General features: G+C 74.1%; 16 protein-coding genes. 4 read left to right on the top strand and 12 right to left on the bottom strand.

Going from position 1 to position 16,641, the window contains the following annotated elements; translation table 11 throughout:
- Positions 1 to 73: 73 nt before the first annotated feature.
- Complete coding sequence (locus V6U79_RS11810) at positions 74 to 1,306, bottom strand: glycosyltransferase family 4 protein (protein ID WP_334526807.1); 1,233 nt, start codon at positions 1,304 to 1,306, stop codon at positions 74 to 76.
- A gap of 159 nt (positions 1,307 to 1,465) precedes the next feature.
- Here V6U79_RS11810 and V6U79_RS11805 point away from each other — a divergent pair, with 159 nt between their 5' ends.
- Positions 1,466 to 2,017, top strand: coding sequence for an arsenate reductase/protein-tyrosine-phosphatase family protein (locus V6U79_RS11805; RefSeq protein ID WP_334614665.1), 552 nt, complete (start codon positions 1,466 to 1,468; stop codon positions 2,015 to 2,017).
- On the opposite strand, the gene V6U79_RS11800 is transcribed toward V6U79_RS11805, so the two are convergent.
- The gene (locus V6U79_RS11800; protein ID WP_334526802.1) at positions 1,998 to 3,461 is read right to left on the bottom strand and encodes a tyrosine-protein kinase domain-containing protein; all 1,464 of its coding nucleotides are present in this window, start codon (positions 3,459 to 3,461) and stop codon (positions 1,998 to 2,000) included. The genes V6U79_RS11805 and V6U79_RS11800 overlap by 20 nt on opposite strands.
- A 185-nt stretch (positions 3,462 to 3,646) precedes the next feature.
- Between V6U79_RS11800 and V6U79_RS11795 the strand changes: the two genes are divergently transcribed.
- A complete protein-coding gene (locus V6U79_RS11795) occupies positions 3,647 to 5,503 on the top strand; it encodes a polysaccharide biosynthesis protein (RefSeq protein ID WP_334526799.1) in 1,857 nt (618 codons plus the stop codon).
- A 57-nt stretch (positions 5,504 to 5,560) separates the two neighbouring features.
- Here V6U79_RS11795 and V6U79_RS11790 read toward each other — a convergent pair whose 3' ends face one another.
- From V6U79_RS11790 to V6U79_RS11745, 10 genes are all read right to left on the bottom strand, one after another.
- Complete coding sequence (locus tag V6U79_RS11790) at positions 5,561 to 5,764, bottom strand: hypothetical protein (protein WP_334614664.1); 204 nt, start codon at positions 5,762 to 5,764, stop codon at positions 5,561 to 5,563.
- A 15-nt stretch (positions 5,765 to 5,779) separates the two neighbouring features.
- Positions 5,780 to 6,094, bottom strand: coding sequence for a hypothetical protein (locus V6U79_RS11785; RefSeq protein WP_334614663.1), 315 nt, complete (start codon positions 6,092 to 6,094; stop codon positions 5,780 to 5,782).
- Positions 6,091 to 6,459, bottom strand: coding sequence for a DUF1622 domain-containing protein (locus V6U79_RS11780; protein WP_334526790.1), 369 nt, complete (start codon positions 6,457 to 6,459; stop codon positions 6,091 to 6,093). Before V6U79_RS11780 ends, V6U79_RS11785 begins: the two co-directional genes overlap by 4 nt.
- Before the next feature lie 62 nt (positions 6,460 to 6,521).
- The gene (locus tag V6U79_RS11775) at positions 6,522 to 7,106 is read right to left on the bottom strand and encodes a TMEM165/GDT1 family protein (protein ID WP_334526787.1); all 585 of its coding nucleotides are present in this window, start codon (positions 7,104 to 7,106) and stop codon (positions 6,522 to 6,524) included.
- A gap of 209 nt (positions 7,107 to 7,315) precedes the next feature.
- Entirely contained in the window at positions 7,316 to 8,281 is a 966-nt protein-coding gene (gene egtD / locus V6U79_RS11770; RefSeq protein ID WP_334526784.1) for an L-histidine N(alpha)-methyltransferase, read from the bottom strand.
- A gap of 58 nt (positions 8,282 to 8,339) precedes the next feature.
- The gene (locus V6U79_RS11765; protein WP_334614662.1) at positions 8,340 to 9,149 is read right to left on the bottom strand and encodes a class II glutamine amidotransferase domain-containing protein; all 810 of its coding nucleotides are present in this window, start codon (positions 9,147 to 9,149) and stop codon (positions 8,340 to 8,342) included.
- A gap of 16 nt (positions 9,150 to 9,165) precedes the next feature.
- Positions 9,166 to 10,503 (bottom strand): ergothioneine biosynthesis protein EgtB, encoded by a 1,338-nt coding sequence (egtB, locus tag V6U79_RS11760; RefSeq protein WP_334614661.1) that lies wholly within the window; start codon positions 10,501 to 10,503, stop codon positions 9,166 to 9,168.
- The gene (gene egtA / locus V6U79_RS11755; protein WP_334614720.1) at positions 10,500 to 11,735 is read right to left on the bottom strand and encodes an ergothioneine biosynthesis glutamate--cysteine ligase EgtA; all 1,236 of its coding nucleotides are present in this window, start codon (positions 11,733 to 11,735) and stop codon (positions 10,500 to 10,502) included. The genes egtB and egtA overlap by 4 nt, the downstream gene beginning before the upstream one ends.
- A 147-nt stretch (positions 11,736 to 11,882) precedes the next feature.
- The gene (locus V6U79_RS11750; RefSeq protein WP_334526776.1) at positions 11,883 to 12,665 is read right to left on the bottom strand and encodes a hypothetical protein; all 783 of its coding nucleotides are present in this window, start codon (positions 12,663 to 12,665) and stop codon (positions 11,883 to 11,885) included.
- 16 nt (positions 12,666 to 12,681) lie between these two features.
- On the bottom strand, positions 12,682 to 13,317 hold the full coding sequence (locus V6U79_RS11745; RefSeq protein WP_334526773.1) for an RNA polymerase sigma factor: 636 nt from the start codon (positions 13,315 to 13,317) through the stop codon (positions 12,682 to 12,684).
- Positions 13,318 to 13,829: 512 nt separating this feature from the next.
- Here V6U79_RS11745 and V6U79_RS11740 point away from each other — a divergent pair.
- Both V6U79_RS11740 and V6U79_RS11735 read left to right on the top strand, forming a co-directional pair.
- Complete coding sequence (locus V6U79_RS11740) at positions 13,830 to 15,218, top strand: serine/threonine-protein kinase (RefSeq protein WP_334526770.1); 1,389 nt, start codon at positions 13,830 to 13,832, stop codon at positions 15,216 to 15,218.
- A 105-nt stretch (positions 15,219 to 15,323) separates the two neighbouring features.
- Entirely contained in the window at positions 15,324 to 16,586 is a 1,263-nt protein-coding gene (locus V6U79_RS11735) for a nucleotide sugar dehydrogenase (protein ID WP_334614660.1), read from the top strand.
- Positions 16,587 to 16,641: the final 55 nt, after the last annotated feature.

Genomic DNA, 16,641 nt, shown 5'->3' with positions numbered 1-16,641 from the left:
TTAACAACGATGCTTGCGTCGGGAAATCACCCTTTGAGGCGGGTAAAGACCGGTCGCGAGCTTCGTTCGGCACTCAGCGAGGCTGAAGGCGGCCGGTGGCCACCTCGCTCAGCAACTCCTCGATCCGGTCCACCCCCGCCCGCAGCGACATCTCCCGCAGGTACGCCTCGCGCCCCCGTCGGCCCATCTCGGAGCGGGCCGTTGCCGGGATCGTGGAGGCCAGCCAGAACCGGTCGGCGAGGGTGGTCCAGTCCTCGGGCGGGCAGGAGAGCCCGGCGCGCGCCCGCTCCACCAGCTCCACCGTGTCCCCGGCGGCCGAGGCGATCACCGGCGCGGCGCAGGAGAGCGCCGCCTGCAACTTGCCGGGCACGCTGCCCCGCAGCTCCGGCAGGTTGCGCAGCATCACCAGCTGGTAGTCGGCGGCGGCGTACAGGTCCGGCATCTCGACCGGGGACCGGCGCTCCACGAAGCGGACGTTCTCGGCGCGCAGCTCGGCGGCGAGCCCCCGCACCCGCCGCTCCTCCGCACCCGACCCGACCAGCACCAGGTCCGTCCGGCCGTCCAGCGCCGCCGCCGCCCGGACCGCGGTCTCCAGGCCCTGCCGCACCCCGATCGTCCCGGCGTGCATGACCACGCACCGGTCGTCACGGCGGATCAGCTGCCGCGCGGCACGGCTCGGCCGGACCGGCTGGAAGATCCGCTCGTCCGTCCAGTTGAGCACCGTGCGGACCCGGTCCGGGCCGACGCCGTCGGAGAGCAGCCGCTCCCCCATGGACGGTGCGCTGACCGCCACCGCGTCGGCCTCGCGCAGCACGCGACGCATGGTGGTGGCCATCCGCCCCGGCCAGCCCCGCCGCTCGGCGCCCTCGCCGACGGCCGCCTCCTCCTCCGCCCAGAGGTCCTGCACGTGCAGGACGACGGGCACCTGGTTGAGCAGGCGGAGCAGGCCGGCGGTGGCGAAGGTGGTCGCCGGCAACTGGAAGACGTAGAGCACGTCCACGTCGGCCAGGTAGCGCCGCCCGACCACCGCCGCGCTGCCGGCGAAGGAGAGGTAGCTGGCCATCCGCGCCCCCGTGGAGCCGTCACCCCCGGCGTAGCGCGGCACCCGGCGTACGGAGAGCCGCTCACTGCGGGTCAGGTGCCGCCACCGCTGCCGCCAGCCCGGGTAGACGTGGCCGCCCGGGTAGTCCGGGAAGCCGGTCAGTACCCGGACCTCGTGCCCGCGCGCGGCCAGCTCCTCGGCGAGGCTGCCCGGGATGAACGCCGGTTCCGGCGGAAAGTGGTACGACAGGATGCCGATCCTCATCGGCCGGTCCCCGTCCGCCGGTTCGGCGCGGCACCGACGCGGCCCGCCCGCGCCGGCGCATAGGATGCCGGCATCCCCTCTGTGTCCGGCCGCGACCGCCGGAGAACGACCGCCGTCGCGGCGCCCCCTCCCGCGACCCCACCCACGAGAGGGACCGAGATGGCCGACGAGCTGCTCATCGTGTGCCACGCCAACATGTGCCGCTCACCGATGGCCGAGTACATCGTCCGGCGCCTGCTCGGCGACCGGCCGGTCACCGTGACCAGCGCCGGCACCCACGCCGTCGACGGCCGGCCGATGCACCCGTACGCGGCGGACGTCGTCGCCGACGGCGGCGCCGACCCCACCGGTTTCGTCAGCCGCGAGCTGCGGGCGGAACACCTCACCGCGGCCACGCTGGTGCTCACCGCCACCCGCGCACAGCGGTCCCGGTGCACCGCGCTCGCCCCGGCGGCGCTGCACCGGACGTTCACGCTGCGCCAGTTCGCGCGGCTCGCCGTGGCGGCCGACCCGCCGGAGCGGGTCGACACGCCACTGCGAGACGCGGTGCGGGCGGCCGCCCGCGCCCGAGGGCGGCTGCAACCGGCCACCCCCGACGCGGACGACCTGGGTGACCCCGTCGGCGGCACCCCGGCGGACTTCCGGCGCTGCGCCGAGGAGATCGAACGGTCGGTGGGGCCGGTGCTGACGCTCATCGGGGCAGCCGGGTGAGTTCCTGCGTCCGATCCACCGTGCCGTTGACGCCGCCCGCGGCGGTACGCCGCTCCGGCGAGGCTGCCCGCTCCGCCGGGACCGCGGGCGGGATGGCGGTCGCGATCCGGTAGGCCTCGTACTGGTACGCGTCGGCCTTGGCCACCTTGGTCATGTTGAGCACGCAGCCGAGCAGGCGTACCGAGACCGAGTGCAGCGCGCGGGCCGCCGCGGCCACCTGCGTCCGCGAGGTCCGCCCCTGCTGGGTGACCAGGAGCGCGCCGTCGGCCTGCACGGCCACCACGACGCCGTCGGTGACGGCCAGCAGCGGCGCGGTGTCGATCACCACGATGTCGGCCGACTCGCGCAGCGCGAGCAGCAGGTCGGCCATCGCCTTCGAGCCGAGCAGCTCGCTCGGGTTCGGCGGGGTGGACCCGCTCGGCAGCACCAGCAGCGACTTGTCGCCCCACCGCTGCACCACGTCGCCGACCTGCACGTCGCCGACGAGCACGTCGGTCAGGCCCACGCCGCCGTCGAGGCCGAGGTAGTCGGCGACCTTCGGCCGCCGCAGGTCGGCGTCGACCAGCAGCACCCGCCAGCCGGCCTCGGCCAGGGCGATCGCCAGGTTGCAGGAGAGCGTGGTCTTGCCCTCGCCCTGCAGGGCGCTGGTGACCGCGATGGCCCGGGCCGGCTCGTGCACGTCCACGAAGCGCAGGTTGGTGCGCAGCTTGCGGACCGCCTCGGCGCGGGCGGAGGTCGCCGACTCGCCCACGATCAGCGGGGCCGACTTCGCCCCCGCCTCGAACGGGATCTCACCCAGCAGCGGACTGCCGGTGACCCGTTGCAGGCCGGCGGCGTCGCGCAGCCGGACGTCGGCCACCCCGCGCAGCACGGCCAGCGCGGCGCCGAGCAGCAGCCCCACCAGGCCCCCGATGACCAGGTTGCGGGTGGGCTGCGGGGAGACCGGGCGGGAGGTGACCCGGGGGCCGCTGACCACCTCGATCTTGACCGGCGCCGACCGGCCCTCGGCGGGCGTCTCGATCTTCTGCACCAGTTCGACGAAGTTGGCGGAGAGCGATTCGGTCACCCGCATCGCCCGGGTCTGGTCGGTGTCGGTGACGGTGGCCCGCAGCAGCACGGTGCCGGTCTCGGTGGAGGTGCTCACCCGGCGCTGGACCTCGTCGGCGGTCAGCCCGAGCGGGGACTCGGCGACCACGCTCTGCGCAAGCCGATCGCTGCGGAGCAGGTCGGCATACGACTTGACGCGTTGTTGGAGGAAGAGGCTGCCCTGGTACGCGTCGGTGACGCCCTGGCTCGGCGTGGTGACGAAGAACGTCACCGAGGCGTCGTACCGGGGCGGCGTACGGACGGTGATCAGGGCCGCCGAACCGACCGCGACCATCAGCGTGACCAGGACGATCCACCAGTGTCGGCGGACCAGGCGCAGGCAGGAGCGAACGTCCATCACGCCCTCCGTTCCGGCGGGACAGCTAGCCGGTGAAACTGCACGAAATCCCCCTATACTCCGCAAACGACGTGTCAGGATCTATTCGTCGCGAGCTTGCCGTGAAGTGACTAAACGAATGTAGACGATCCGATCTCCCAAGAGCCCTGAATCCTCGCAATCAGGAACAAAAGCAGAGGACACCCATGGACCAAGCAGACCCCCCGGCCGATCCGACGACACCTCGGCGTGACTGGGTCACCCGACGCGCGAAGACTCTGTCTCTGCTAACGCTCGACACCGGCGCCTGGTGCGCCGGATTTCTGGTCGCCACCTGGGCCCGGTACGAATTCGGGCTCACCCCCACGCAGACCGCGGCGGCGCTGGGCACCGCGCTCGTCTGCGCCGTGGTGCACTCCGCGATCGAGCAGGTGCGCTCGACCGTGCGAGGTCGGCACCCGATCGGCAGCGTCGGCGAGGCGCGCAACCTGGCCGGCACCACGGTCCTCACGGCGATCGTGGCGCTGGTGGCGCTGGCACCGATGGCCGACCGGCCGGTGCCGGCGAGCGTCCCGGTGACCGGCGGAGCCCTCGCCCTGCTGCTGATGGCCGGCGGGCGGGCCGCGTACCGGTGGCGCCGAGACCGTGACGACCGGCCGGTCCCCTCGGCGAACCGGACCCTGATCTACGGCGTGGACGCCGCGAGCGAACGCCTGGTCCGGGTGCTCACCGGTGATCCCGGGGGGAGCTACCTGCCGGTGGGCCTGCTCGACGACGACCGGGAGAAGCAGTGGCTGCGCCTGGAGGGGCTTCGGGTGCTCGGCGGCCGGGAGCAGCTCGAACAGGCGGTGCAGCGCACCCGCGCCACCACGGTGATCTTCTCGCTCAACAGCTCGGACCCCGAGCTGATGCGGGACGTGCGCCGCCGCACGCTGCGGGCCGGCGCCGCGTTCAAGGTGCTCCCTCCGGTCCGGGAGTTGCTGGACCGTCCGGTCGCGGCCACGGACGTACGCGACCTGCAGATCACCGACCTGCTCGGGCGGGCGCAGCGGGTGGCCGAGCTGGCCGTGGAGCGCAACGGCCTGGCCGGCCGGCGGGTCCTGGTGACCGGGGCGGGCGGCTCGATCGGCTCGGAGCTGTGTCGGCAGATCGCCCGCTGCGACCCGGGTGAGCTGATGATGCTGGACCGGGACGAGTCGGCCTTGCACGCGCTGCAGATGTCACTGCACGGCCGCGCCCTCCTGGACGGGCCGGAGCTGATCCTCGCCGACATCCGCGACGCCGAGGGCATCGCGCGAATCGTGGCCGACCGGCAGCCCGACGTGGTGTTCCATGCCGCCGCGCTGAAGCACCTGACGCTGCTGCAACGCCACCCGGGCGAGGCGATCAAGACCAACGTCCAGGGCACCCTCAACGTGCTGGAGGCGTGCCGGGACGTCGCGGAGTTCGTCAACATCTCCACCGACAAGGCCGCCAACCCGGTCAGCGTGCTGGGCTACTCGAAGCGGATCACCGAGCGGCTGACCGCGCACTACGCCAGCCGGTTCGACGCGGCGTTCCTGAGCGTCCGCTTCGGCAACGTGCTCAGCAGCCGGGGCTCGGTGCTCACCGCGTTCCAGGCCCAGGTCGAGGCCGGGTTGCCGATCACCGTGACCCACCCGGACGTCACCCGGTACTTCATGACCGTGCAGGAGGCGGTCCACCTGGTGCTGCAGGCGGCCTCGATCGGCCGGGGCGGGGAGGCGCTGGTGCTGGACATGGGTGAGCCGGTGCGGATCGCCGACGTGGCCCGCCGGCTGGCCGCCGAGGCGTCCCACCCGACCGAGATCGTCTTCACCGGGCTACGCCCCGGGGAGAAGCTCCACGAGGACCTCTTCGGCGCCGGCGAGGTGGACAGCCGCCCGCTGCACCCGCTCATCTCGCACGTCCGGGTGCCGTCGCTGGTCCCCGACGAGGCCCGCCTCCTCGACCCGTACGCCGACGCGGCGGAGCTGGTCAAGCGGCTGGCGGTCCTGTGCGAGGAGACGCCGGTCCGGCTGTCGGTGCTGCCCTCGCCGCGCTGACGGTCCCGGTCGCGGCGGCGGACCCGACGGGGTCCGCCGCCGCGGGCGTGCCGGGGCTCAGTGCCGCCGCTCGACCGTGCGTTCCTCGTCGGTCTCCTCGGTCTCGTACAGCGCGTCGCTCAACGGCTCGGTGAGGTCGTCGCCGGGCACCGCCACCGCCTCGGCCCGGTCCTGCTCGTCCATCCGGCCGCCCGCCGGGGGCTCGGGGGCCGTGGCACCGCCGGCGAAGCCGAACTCGTTGGGCTCGTCATGCCTGCTCATGGGGTCATCCTCCCGCTATCTGCCGTTTCGCGCCTTACCGCTGACGGTAGGTCGTGATCGTCTTACCCGCAGAGGCCCTGCCATAGTCGGCGGCAGGCCGGACCCGCCGGCGGACAGGCTGACCCAGAGCAGTTGGCGCAGCGCGATGACCGCCGCGGCGCCGGCCAGCGCGGTCCAGCTCCGCCCGGTGCCCAGCTGGAGCAGGCCGGCGGCGATCAGCAGGTCCAGCAGCACCCGCAGCGCCGTACGCCCGCGGCCACCCGTGGCCAGCACGACGGCCCCGGACAGCAGCGCCAGCCCGCTCACGGTGGCGGCGAGAGCGGCGCTCACCCGTCCGCGCCAGCGCGCTCGGCACGAACCTGGCGCTGCTCGTGTTCGATCTCCCGGCGGAGGAAGAAGTTCAGCGCGGTCCGGATGGCGGCGATGGCCGCGAGCTGGCCGATCTGGGCGAAGGTCGGGGAGACCGCGGTCCGCAGGATGTCCGCGGCGAGCTGGAACTCCAGCCCGAGGGCGAGGAAGCGGCCGAGGGAGAGCCGGATCGGGGTGAACACGGCGGCGCCGCGGTGCCGCAACCCCTCGGTCACGAACCGCAGCGCCGCCCAGAGCGCGCCGACGAAAATGATCAGCGCGCCGACGATCTCGACCAGGGCCACCGCCACCTGGACGCCCTGGTGCAACAGCTCTTCCCACCTCACCCCGGGGCGTTACCCCACGCTGGGGGCGCTACTCGGCGCTGGCGGCGTCGACGCCCGGCGGCTCAGAGCTCGCCGACCGCCTCGAGGATCAGCCAGAGCCCGCAGATGGCGAAGAGCACCGCGGCGCCGTACCGGATGGTCCGCTCCGGCAGGTGCCGGCCCAGCATCCGGCCCACCAGGATGGCGAGGGCGTCCGCCGCCACCATGCCCAGCGTGGAACCGAGCCAGGTGCCGAACCAGCCGTACTTGGTGGCCAGCGTGATGGTGGCCAGCATGGTCTTGTCGCCCAGCTCGGCGAGGAAGAACGCCACGCCCACCGCGATGACGGCCGACTTGCCGGTCTTCTCCGCCTTGCGCTTCTCCTCCTCGGTGAGCTTGTCGCCGCGCAGGGTCCACGCGCCGAAGCCGAGGAACGCCAGACCCGCGATCAGCGAGATCCAGCCGGTGGGCAGGGCCGCGTTGAGGCCGTAGCCGATCGCCACCGAGGCCAGGTGCACGATCGCGGTCGCGACGGTGATCCCGATCAGCACCGGCACCGGCTTGAAGCGGGTGGCGAAGGTGAGCGCCATGAGCTGGGACTTGTCCCCCAGCTCGGCGACGAAGATGACACCGAAGCTGATCACCAGCGCGGCGAGAAACCCGTCCATGGAAACCTTTCCCGATCATGCCGGGAGGAGGTACAGGGGCGCCCTCGACCCGGCTGTGACAGCCAGAGTCGAAGGTCTCGCCCGCCTCACCATCGGTGGGGCCGCGTGGCCGGATGCGGAACGCACCAGTGTGTCGACCACGACATTGGGGGCTACTCCCCTTCGCACCGGCCAGCCTAGCCCACCGGGCCGCGGCTGGCCGCCGCGGGTCACTCGGCCCGGGCCAGCGTCACCCCGAACAGGTCGTCGGCATCGGTCCAGAATTGCTGTCCCGCGAAGCCGGCCGCCGCCAGCTCCGCGGCGACGCCCTCCCGGCGGAACTTCGCCGAGACCTCGGTACGCAGCTCCTCACCGGCGGCGAAGTCGACCTCCAGGTCCAGCACCCGGACCCGCATCGGCCGCTCGGCGCGCAAGCGCATCTCGATCCACTCCCGCTCCGGATCCCAGCGCGCCACATGGGTGAACGCCTGCGGGTCGAAGTCCGCGCCCAGCTCCCGGTTAATCACCCGCAGGACGTTGCGGTTGAACTCCGCGGTCACCCCGGCCGCGTCGTCGTACGCCGGCACGATCACCCGGGGATCCTTGACCAGGTCGGTGCCGATCAGCAACCAGTCTCCCGCCTCCAACGCCGCGCGCATGGCGGTCAGGAACGCGGCGCGCTCGGCCGGCAGCAGGTTGCCGATGGTGCCGCCGAGGAAGACCACCAGCCGCCGACCGCCGGTGGGGAGCCGGTCGAGCTGGTGGGTGAAGTCGCCGACGATTCCCCGTACCCGCAGCCCCGGGTAGTCGGCCGCGATCCGCGCGGTGGACTGGCGCAGCGCGCTGACCGAGACGTCCAGCGGCACGAACGTGCCGAGGCCGCCGCGCCGGGTGAAGGCGTCCAGCAGCAGTCGGGTCTTCTCCGACGAGCCGGAACCCAGCTCGATCAGCGTCTTGGCGCCGGTCAGCTCGGCGATGTCCGCCGCCCGCCCGGCCAGCACGGCGCGCTCGGCGCGGGTCGGGTAGTACTCCGGCAGCCGGGTGATCTCCTCGAACAGCTCGCTGCCACGGGCGTCGTAGAACCACTTCGGCGGCAGCCACTTCGGGTCGGCGGTCAGCCCGACCCGCACGTCCTCCCGCAGCCCACGCCCCAGGTCCTGCTCCTCGAGGTATATCTCCAGTGGCTCCGCGCTCATCAGGTGTCCCTTCCGTTGGGCGTGCGTGCCTGACTCCCCTTGCGAGACCTTCTCCGCCTCACGCTCCCGTCAGGGCGCGCGTGCGCACCCCGGCCGGCGTGGCGACCACCAGCTGCCCGTCCGGTACCGCTCGCCAGCCGGGATCGTCGTCCAGCGGCTCCGAGGCCAGCAGCACCGCGTCCCCGGTGTCCCGTACCGACAGCGCGTGCCCGACCGCGGTGGCCACCACGCTGCGCCCGTCGGTCAGCAGCAGGTTCAGCCGGGCGCCGGGGGCCGCCTTGGCCACCTCGGTCACCGTCTGCCCGACCGCGTCGGCGGGGTCGGCGCCGGTCCGCAGGCGGTGCCGGACCAGCGCCCACAGCAGCGCCGAGTCCGTCGGGGCGTCGAGGGTGAGCAGGTCGCGCACGGGCAGGCCGGCGGCGAGCGGGACCAGTGGGTCCGGCCAGCCGGGGACCACGCCGTTGTGGCTGAACAGCCACCGCCCCTCGGCGAACGGCGCCGCCGCGGTCTCCGACACCGGCATGCCCACCGTGGCGGAGCGGACGGCGGCCAGCACCGCGCCGCTGGTGGTCACGGCGGCGAGCTGCGGCAGGGCGGTGTCGCCCCAGATCGGGGTGCCTCGGCGGTAGCGCAGCGGCTCCCCGTCCTCCCGGGGTGTCGCGGTGCCGGGGATCGACCCGGGCGGCAGCCCGGAGGCCGGGTCGGGCGCGGCGGGGTACCAGCCGACACCGAAGCCGTCCGCGTTGATCGTGCCGCCGGCACGCATGTCCCGGGGTGCCCAGGACTGCCGCACCAGGGAGTGCGGCGGGTCGTACAGCAGGGCGCGCAGGGGCACCGGCGCTCCGAGATAGGCCAGGTGGCGGCACATCAGACGGCGCCCCGGGTCATCCGTGCGCCTCCTCGGGCCGGGCGTCACGGGCGCAGCGGAAACCGCTGAAGATCTGCCGCCGGATCGGGTAGTCCCAGTTGCGGAAGGTGCCCCGGCAGGCGGCCCGGTCGGTGCCGAACGAGCCGCCGCGCAGCACCCGGTGGTCGTCGCCGAAGAAGACCTCCGAGTACTCCCGGTAGGGGAAGGCGGCGAAGCCGGGATACCCGCGGAAGGGCGTCGACGTCCACTCCCAGACGTCACCGATGAGCTGGTGCACGCCCAGCGGCGAGACGCCGTCCGGGTACGCGCCGACCGGGGCCGGCCACAGGTGCCGCTGCCCCAGGTTGGCGTGCTCGGCGGTCGGGTCGTCGTCGCCCCACGGGTAGCGGCGGGACCGGCCGGTCGCCGGGTCCCACCGGGCCGCCTTCTCCCACTCCGCCTCGGTGGGCAGCCGGCGGCCGGCCCACGCCGCGAAGGCCTCCGCCTCGAAGAAGCAGACGTGCACCACCGGTTCGTCGTCGCGTACCGGCGACCACCGGCCGAACCGCCGGTGGGCCCAGCCGTCGCCGTCGCGGCGCCAGTGCATCGGCGCGGTCAGCCCCGCCTCGGTGCGGTGCCGCCAACCGGCGTCGCTCCACCAGCGCGGGTCGTCGTAGCCGCCGTCGGCGATGAACTCCCGGTACCGGCCGTTGGTGACCGGCGCCGCGTCGATCGCGTACGCCGGCAGGTCGACGGTGTGCGCGGGGCGCTCGTTGTCCAGCGCCCACGGCTCGGTGGAGGTGCCCATGGTGAACGGGCCGGCCGGCACCAGCACCTCACCGGCGACCCGGGCCCTCGGCTCGGGCGGGGGCGGCGCGTCCAGTGCGGCGGGACCGGAGCGCAACTGGTGGGTGGCGAGCATCGTCTCGTCGTGCTGCTGCTCGTGCTGCACGATCATGCCGAAGGCGAAGCCGTCGGCCAGCAGCGGACGGTCGGTGAACGGCACCCGGTCGAGCAGGTCGTGGACCTTGTCCCGGACCGTGGCGAGGTAGGCGCGCGCCTCCCCGGGCGGCAGCAGCGGCAGCGCGGGGCGGTCCTTGCGGGGCTGCTTGAACGCGTCGTACAGATCGTCGATGTCGTGCCGGACGGGCTCGCGGCCACCCACGTCGCGGACCAGCCAGAGCTCCTCCTGGTTGCCCACGTGGGCGAGGTCCCAGACCAGCGGTGACATGATCGGCGAGTGCTGGCGCATCAGGTCGTCGTCGTCCACCGCCCCGGTCAGCAGCGCGGTGCGGGCCCGGGTCCGCTCCAGCTCCGCCGCGATCCGGCTGCGCAACTGCTCGATCCCCAACTGTTCGCTGGTCGTACCGGTCACCGGTGCCCCCTCTCCGCGGCGGTGCGCCGCCGCCGGATTCCTCGGCTCGTCTCGTCGTGCATGCCGGCCGGCAGGTCCAGCTCGGGCAGCGCGGTCAGGGCCAGGTCGAGCAGGGCCGCGGCGGCCGCGGCCAGCGGCGGGTCGGCCAGGCCGTACCGGGCCGCCGCGTGCCACCGGTCGGCGACCGGCGTGGCGATCGCCCGGGCCGCGCGCGCCGTCTCCGGCCGCCGCAGCAACGCGGTCAGCACGGCCAGCGGGAGGGTCCAGTCCCGGCCGGGCTGCGCGTCCAGGTAGCGCACCTCCAGGTAGCCCCGGGGCCGCACCGGCGGGAAGAGCGTGCTGACGTGGTAGTCGAGGTCGTCCGTGGTGGGTGGGCGGGGCAGCGCGCCGTGGAGCCAGTCGGCGAAGGTGACCCCGGGCGGCGGCGTCCAGTCCGGACCGTCGTGGCGCAGGCAGAGCAGCGGCGCCGCGAGGACGTAGCGCGTCCAGGCCGCGACCGGGTCCTCGTCGGGACGGTACGGCGACCAGACCGGCCCGGTGCGGGCCGGGTCGATGCTGAGCCAGGCGGCCATCCGGGCGGACGCCCAGCGGGTCCGCCGGCCGGCGTGCCGGTCGGCGGTGGCGAACGCGGCGACCAGGGGTGGGCCGACCGCGTGCACCGCCGCCCAGCGGTCGGCCAGGTCGGCGGACTCCCCGACGTCGAGGCAGACCTGCAGGCCGGCGGTGCTGTACATCATGGTCCGGCCGGCCGGTCCGCGCCGGTCGAAGACGCACCGCATGGCGCGGTAGCGGGGGGTCTCGACCACCGGACGGGGCGGGCGCCACGGGTCGATGCCGGTGCTGCCGAGCATCAGCCCGGCGCGATCGAGCAGGGCGCCCACCTCGGCGATGTCGGCCTCGGTGGCCTGGATCAACGCGGCGACGGACGGTCGCGGCGGGGTGGAGACCTCCACCTGCCCGCCCGGCTCCACGGTCACGCTGCTGCCGTGCCGGAGCGGTGCTGCGGGGCTGGTGTCGTCGAGGGTGACGGGGCTGTGCGGCCCCAGCGCCGCCCGCAACCGCTCCCGGTCCACCGGTCGAGCGGGGTCGGCGGCGTCGTGCACGGTCCATTCCAGTTCGACGCCGGTGAGGACCGGTGGACCGGTCTTGAAGCAGATCCGGGCGAGATGTCCCGCGGCGGCCGACTCCTCCCGCAGCACGGTCGTCCGGTCCAACTCCGGCGACGTCACCACGAGATGGTCCCCCTCCCGACGCTGGGATCCGGCCCGGCGCACCGCGCCGTCGGCCGTCACCGGCGAATTCGCGGTCAACCCATCTTCTGTCTAACAGATGGAATCCGCAGACCCGGGCGGGAAGAAATTTCTGTGAAGGGTTTTCGACTACTTCTTCTTCTTGCTGGGCTTGGCGTCGGGCGTGGGAGCGGGAGAGCTCGGGGCGGCCTGCGGGTCGGAGGAGGCGGCGGGGGCCGGCTCCGTCAGCAACTCCCGGCAGTACGCCTCCACCCGCTCCGCGCCGCCCGCCGCCGCCACCAGGTCGGCGAATCCGGGGGTCCGCAGCGCCTTCTCCCGGTTCCGCGGTGATTTGGCCAGGTACGCCCGGCACTTCCCGGACAGCTTCCCGTTCTTGGACGGCTTGTCCGGCTTGCCGCCACCGGCCGGCCCACCGGCGGTGGTCGTCGCCGAAGGGACGGCACCGGGCGTGCCCGAGGGGGCACCGGAGGGGGCACCGGAGGTCGAGCCGCCGGAGGTCGAGCCGCCGGAGGAGGGCGTCGACCGGTCGGGGGTGGTCGGCGCGGGTGCCGAGGGACGGGGCGGGCGCTCCGGCTCGGCCGGGCGGTCGAGGGTGACGGCGGCGAAGGCGGCGCCGGCGGTGGCGGTGGCGGCGATCCCGGCGATCCAGGCCACGACGCCGGTGGTGAGTCCGCGACGTCGTCCGGGCGGGGCGACCGGTGCGACCGCGCCCGACGCGCGGGCGGCCCGGAACGCGGCCAGCGCCGCCTGCTCACCGGCCAGTTCGCCGGGACGGGGCGGGGCGGCGGCCGCGGAGAGCAGCTGGGCGAGGGGGTCGGCGGCGCCGGCCGGGGTCGCGCCGGCGCCGGTCGCGTCGAGCAGCCGCTCGGACTCGGCCCGGTCGCCCGGCCGGTCGGACCGGCGGAAGTTCATCCCGTTTCCCTTCACGTCAGCCGTCCGCCGGTTCGGTCCGCGGCCCACTCGACCCCTGCCGCCCGCCTCGGGGCCGGGGCGGGGCGGGGCGGGGCTCGCCGTCGGACGCCGGAGAGATGTCCCGGCGTTCCAACAACCCGGCCAGCCGCCGCAGACCCCGGTGGGCGGCCGTCCGAACGGCGCCGGGGCGTCGCCCGAGCACCCGGCCGGCGGTCTCGGCGTCCAGCCCGATCACCGCCCGCAGCAGCACCGCCTCCGCTTCCCGCGGCGGCAGGGTCGCGATCAACGCCAGCGCCGCCTCGGTGCCGATGGTCTCACCCGCCCGCTCCTCGGTGTCGGCGTCCCCGGCCAGTTCACTGAGGGCCTGGACGGGTACCGGCAGCGACGGCCGGCGGCGCTGGCGGCGCAGATGGTCCATGGCCCGGTTACGGGCGATGGTGACGGTCCACGCGCGGAACTCCCCACCGGTGAAGCTGGGCAGGTCCCGCGAGACCTGCAACCAGGTCTCGGAGGCGACGTCCTCGGCGTCGGCACCGACCAGGGCGGTGAGATAGCGCAGCAGGCCGGGCTGGAGACTGCGGTAGAGAAAGCGGAACGCCTCCTCGTCGCCGGCCTGCGCCGCGGCGACCGCCTCGGTCAGCTCACCGGTCATGGATCCGCCGTTCTCGCTGTCCGACCTGGGCCCACGCCGTCTGGGCACGCGGGAAGCGCCTCCGGCCCGGCAGCCGGACCTCTTCGCGCACCATCAGCCCCCCGCTGACCCGATCGCGCCCGTACCGAACGCCCGGGCGGCATGATGGACCTTCTCGCCGCGACAGTACGGCGGTCCGCGTGGCGCCGCATCTACACCAGGGGCCGGCCCGAGTCGGGCTAACCGTAGGAGCGGATGAGCTAAGGGACAAGCCGACCAGGTGCCGGGAAAGAGTGAGAAATATCTACCATAGATTGCGGCGGGTCGCTGTAACGAGGGGCGGGACGCGGACGCTCCGCCGGTCGGTCTCGGCCATGGAGGGCTGGTTCACCCAGCTTACGGACGGCCCGATCACGTAGAGCGACGGCCCGCATTCGTACCGTGACCGACGCTGGACGGCCGGCGGCCCGGGTCCGCCGGTCCCGGGGAGATCGGGATGAGCCGTCGCCGACGGCTCTGGGTACGGTATCCGGGTGTTGTCATCGGAGATCGTGCTCAGCGGTCGCTACCGGCTGGACGAACGTGTCGCCACCGGCGGCATGGGCGACGTCTGGCGTGCCACCGACATGGTCCTCGGTCGCCAGGTCGCCGTGAAGGTGCTGCTGCCCGCGCTGGTCTCCGACCCCGACTTCATCGCCCGGTTCCGCGCCGAGGCCCGGATCATGGCCGCCCTGCGCAACCCGGGCATCGTGCAGGTCTTCGACTGCGGCGAGGACCAGCTCCCCGACGGCGACCGGGCCGACTACCTGGTGATGGAGTTCGTCGAGGGTGAGCCGCTGTCCCGGCGGATCGAGGCGGCCGGCCACCTGGACGTGACCGAGACCATGTCGGTCGTCGCGCAGGCGGCCCAGGCCCTGCACGCGGCGCACGCCGGCGGCATCGTGCACCGCGACGTCAAGCCGAGCAACCTGCTGGTCCAGGCGGACGGCACGGTCGTGCTGGTCGACTTCGGGGTGGCCCGGTCGACGAACGTGACGAGCATCACCAGCACCAACGCCGTCCCCGGCACGGCGCTCTACATGGCGCCGGAGCAGGCGTCCGGGCGGCCGGTCTCCGCGGCGACGGACATCTACGCCCTGGGTGCGGTCGCCTACTGCTGCCTCACCGGCGGCCCGCCGTTCACCGGCGACAACCCGTTGCAGGTCGCCGTCCGGCACCTCGACGACGAGCCGCCGGAGCTGCCCGCCGAGATCCCGGCGGCGGTCCGGGCCCTGGTGAGCCGGGCGCTGGCGAAGGACCCGGCGGACCGGTTCGCCACCGGCGCGGAGATGGCCGCGGCCGCCCGGGCCGCCCTCGGCGACGGCGGGGCGACCACCGCGCTCGTGCCACCGGCGCTGCGGGGCGCGGCGGCGCACGGCACCACCCGGGACGACCTGCCGGTGGCCCCGGCGGCCACGGTCGCGCCGGTCCGGCGGGGCAGCCGACGCGGCTCCCTGGCGGGTGCCGCGGCAGCGGTGCTGGTGGCGCTCGGCGCGCTCGGGGCCGCCCTGGGCGCGGCCGGCCAGCCCGACGACGGCCGGGCCCCCAACATCAGGAGCACCGCTCCGTCCACCGCGCCCAGCGGCGCGGCAGTGGCCCCGGCGGGGACCGAGGAGGCCGGCGACGACCAGCCGGGCCGGCCGGACCGGACCTGGAAGCCTGGCACCCGGCCCTCGGCCACGCCGTCGGCGTCGGTGTCGCCGGTGCCCACCGGCCCGGTCCAGCCGTCGCCGACCAAGACGCCGACCGCCACCCCGTCGCAGACCCCGCAGACCACCCCCTCGACGCCGGACAACCCGCCGCCGACCACCCCGTCGACGCCGGCCAACCCGGTGCCGACCACCGAGTCGACCGCGCCCGAACCGCCCACGAACAACAACTGACCGCGACGCCGACGCGACGCACCGATAACGCGAAAACGGACTTTAAGTCCAATAAGCCCTCTAGGCTCCCCTCAACGCACTTCCTTCTGCCCACGGGAGCCCCGGGTGAACGCAGAGAAACTCGTCGTGATCGGTCAGGGGTACGTCGGCCTGCCCCTGGCCATGCGCGCCGTCGAGGCGGGTCTGGACGTGGTGGGGCTCGACGTCGACTCCGACCGGGTCAAGCGCCTCGCCTCCGGTGAGTCGTTCGTCGAGGACATCCCCGCCGACCGGCTCGGCCGGGCGCTGGGCAGCGGCCGGTACCGGCCGAGCACGGAGTACGCCGACGCCGAGGGCTTCGACATCTGCGTCATCACCGTGCCCACCCCGCTGCGCGACGGCACCCCGGACCTGAGCTACGTGGAGCAGGCCGGCCACGGCATCGCGCGGTACCTGCGGCCCGGCTGCACGGTGGTGCTGGAGTCGACCACCTACCCGGGTACGACGGAGGACCTGCTCCGCCCGCTGCTGGAGGCGGAGAGCGGCCTGCGCAGCCCCGGCGACTTCCACCTCGGCTACAGCCCGGAGCGGATCGACCCGGGCAACCCGACCTGGCGGCTGGAGAACACCCCGAAGGTGGTCTCCGGGGTGGACCCGACGTCGCTGCGACGGGTGGACGACTTCTACCGCCGGCTGGTGGAGCGGACCGTGCCGGTGGACTCCACCAAGGTGGCCGAGCTGACCAAGCTGATCGAGAACACCTTCCGCCAGGTCAACATCGCGCTGATCAACGAGCTGGCGATGGTCTCGCACCACCTCGGCATCGACGTGTGGCAGGCCATCGACGCCGCCTCGTCGAAGCCCTTCGGGTTCATGCCGTTCCGGCCCGGGCCGGGTGTGGGCGGGCACTGCCTGCCGATCGACCCGTGCTACCTGTCCTGGCAGGTGCGGCGCACCCTCGGGCGGCAGTTCCGGTTCATCGAGCTGGCCGACGACATCAACCACCAGATGCCCGAGCACGTCGCCCAGCGGGTGATGGCCGGCCTCAACCGGGCCGGCCGCTCGGCCAACGGGGCCCGGCTGCTGCTGCTCGGCCTGGCGTACAAGAAGAACACCGGGGACCTGCGGGACTCCCCCGCCGTGGACGTGGCCCAGCGACTGCTCGCCCTGGGCGCCGAGGTCCGCGCCGTCGAGCCGTACGCCGAGCCGCAGCACATCCCCGGCGGCGTGACCGTGGTCGACCTCACCGAGCGGGAGGTCACGGCGGCCGACGCGGTGGTGGTGGTGACCGACCACGACAGCTTCGACTACGAGCTGGTCACCCGCCACGCCCGGTACGTCTTCGACGCCCGCGACCGGTGTCGGGGCCCGGTGGTGGAGCGGCTCTGACGGGCGCGGCCCGGACCGGCCCACGCCGATCCGGACGGGGCACCGGCCGGGTCGG

Origin of the sequence: Micromonospora psammae, from assembly GCF_036902725.1 — a bacterium.
Classification (GTDB): Bacteria; Actinomycetota; Actinomycetes; order Mycobacteriales; family Micromonosporaceae; genus Micromonospora.
Note: the sequence above shows the minus strand (reverse complement) of the source record. Positions and strands in the feature narration are given on the sequence as shown.

Excerpts from the sequence above, each read along its gene's own strand:
- V6U79_RS11810 (WP_334526807.1), bottom strand. The coding sequence starts at position 1,306 with ATGAGGATCGGCATCCTGTCGTACCACTTTCCGCCGGAACCGGCGTTC.
- V6U79_RS11805 (WP_334614665.1), top strand. The coding sequence starts at position 1,466 with ATGGCCGACGAGCTGCTCATCGTGTGCCACGCCAACATGTGCCGCTCA.
- V6U79_RS11800 (WP_334526802.1), bottom strand. The coding sequence starts at position 3,461 with ATGGACGTTCGCTCCTGCCTGCGCCTGGTCCGCCGACACTGGTGGATC.
- V6U79_RS11795 (WP_334526799.1), top strand. The coding sequence starts at position 3,647 with ATGGACCAAGCAGACCCCCCGGCCGATCCGACGACACCTCGGCGTGAC.
- V6U79_RS11790 (WP_334614664.1), bottom strand. The coding sequence starts at position 5,764 with ATGAGCAGGCATGACGAGCCCAACGAGTTCGGCTTCGCCGGCGGTGCC.
- V6U79_RS11775 (WP_334526787.1), bottom strand. The coding sequence starts at position 7,106 with ATGGACGGGTTTCTCGCCGCGCTGGTGATCAGCTTCGGTGTCATCTTC.
- egtD (WP_334526784.1), bottom strand. The coding sequence starts at position 8,281 with ATGAGCGCGGAGCCACTGGAGATATACCTCGAGGAGCAGGACCTGGGG.
- V6U79_RS11765 (WP_334614662.1), bottom strand. The coding sequence starts at position 9,149 with ATGTGCCGCCACCTGGCCTATCTCGGAGCGCCGGTGCCCCTGCGCGCC.
- V6U79_RS11750 (WP_334526776.1), bottom strand. The coding sequence starts at position 12,665 with ATGAACTTCCGCCGGTCCGACCGGCCGGGCGACCGGGCCGAGTCCGAG.
- V6U79_RS11745 (WP_334526773.1), bottom strand. The coding sequence starts at position 13,317 with ATGACCGGTGAGCTGACCGAGGCGGTCGCCGCGGCGCAGGCCGGCGAC.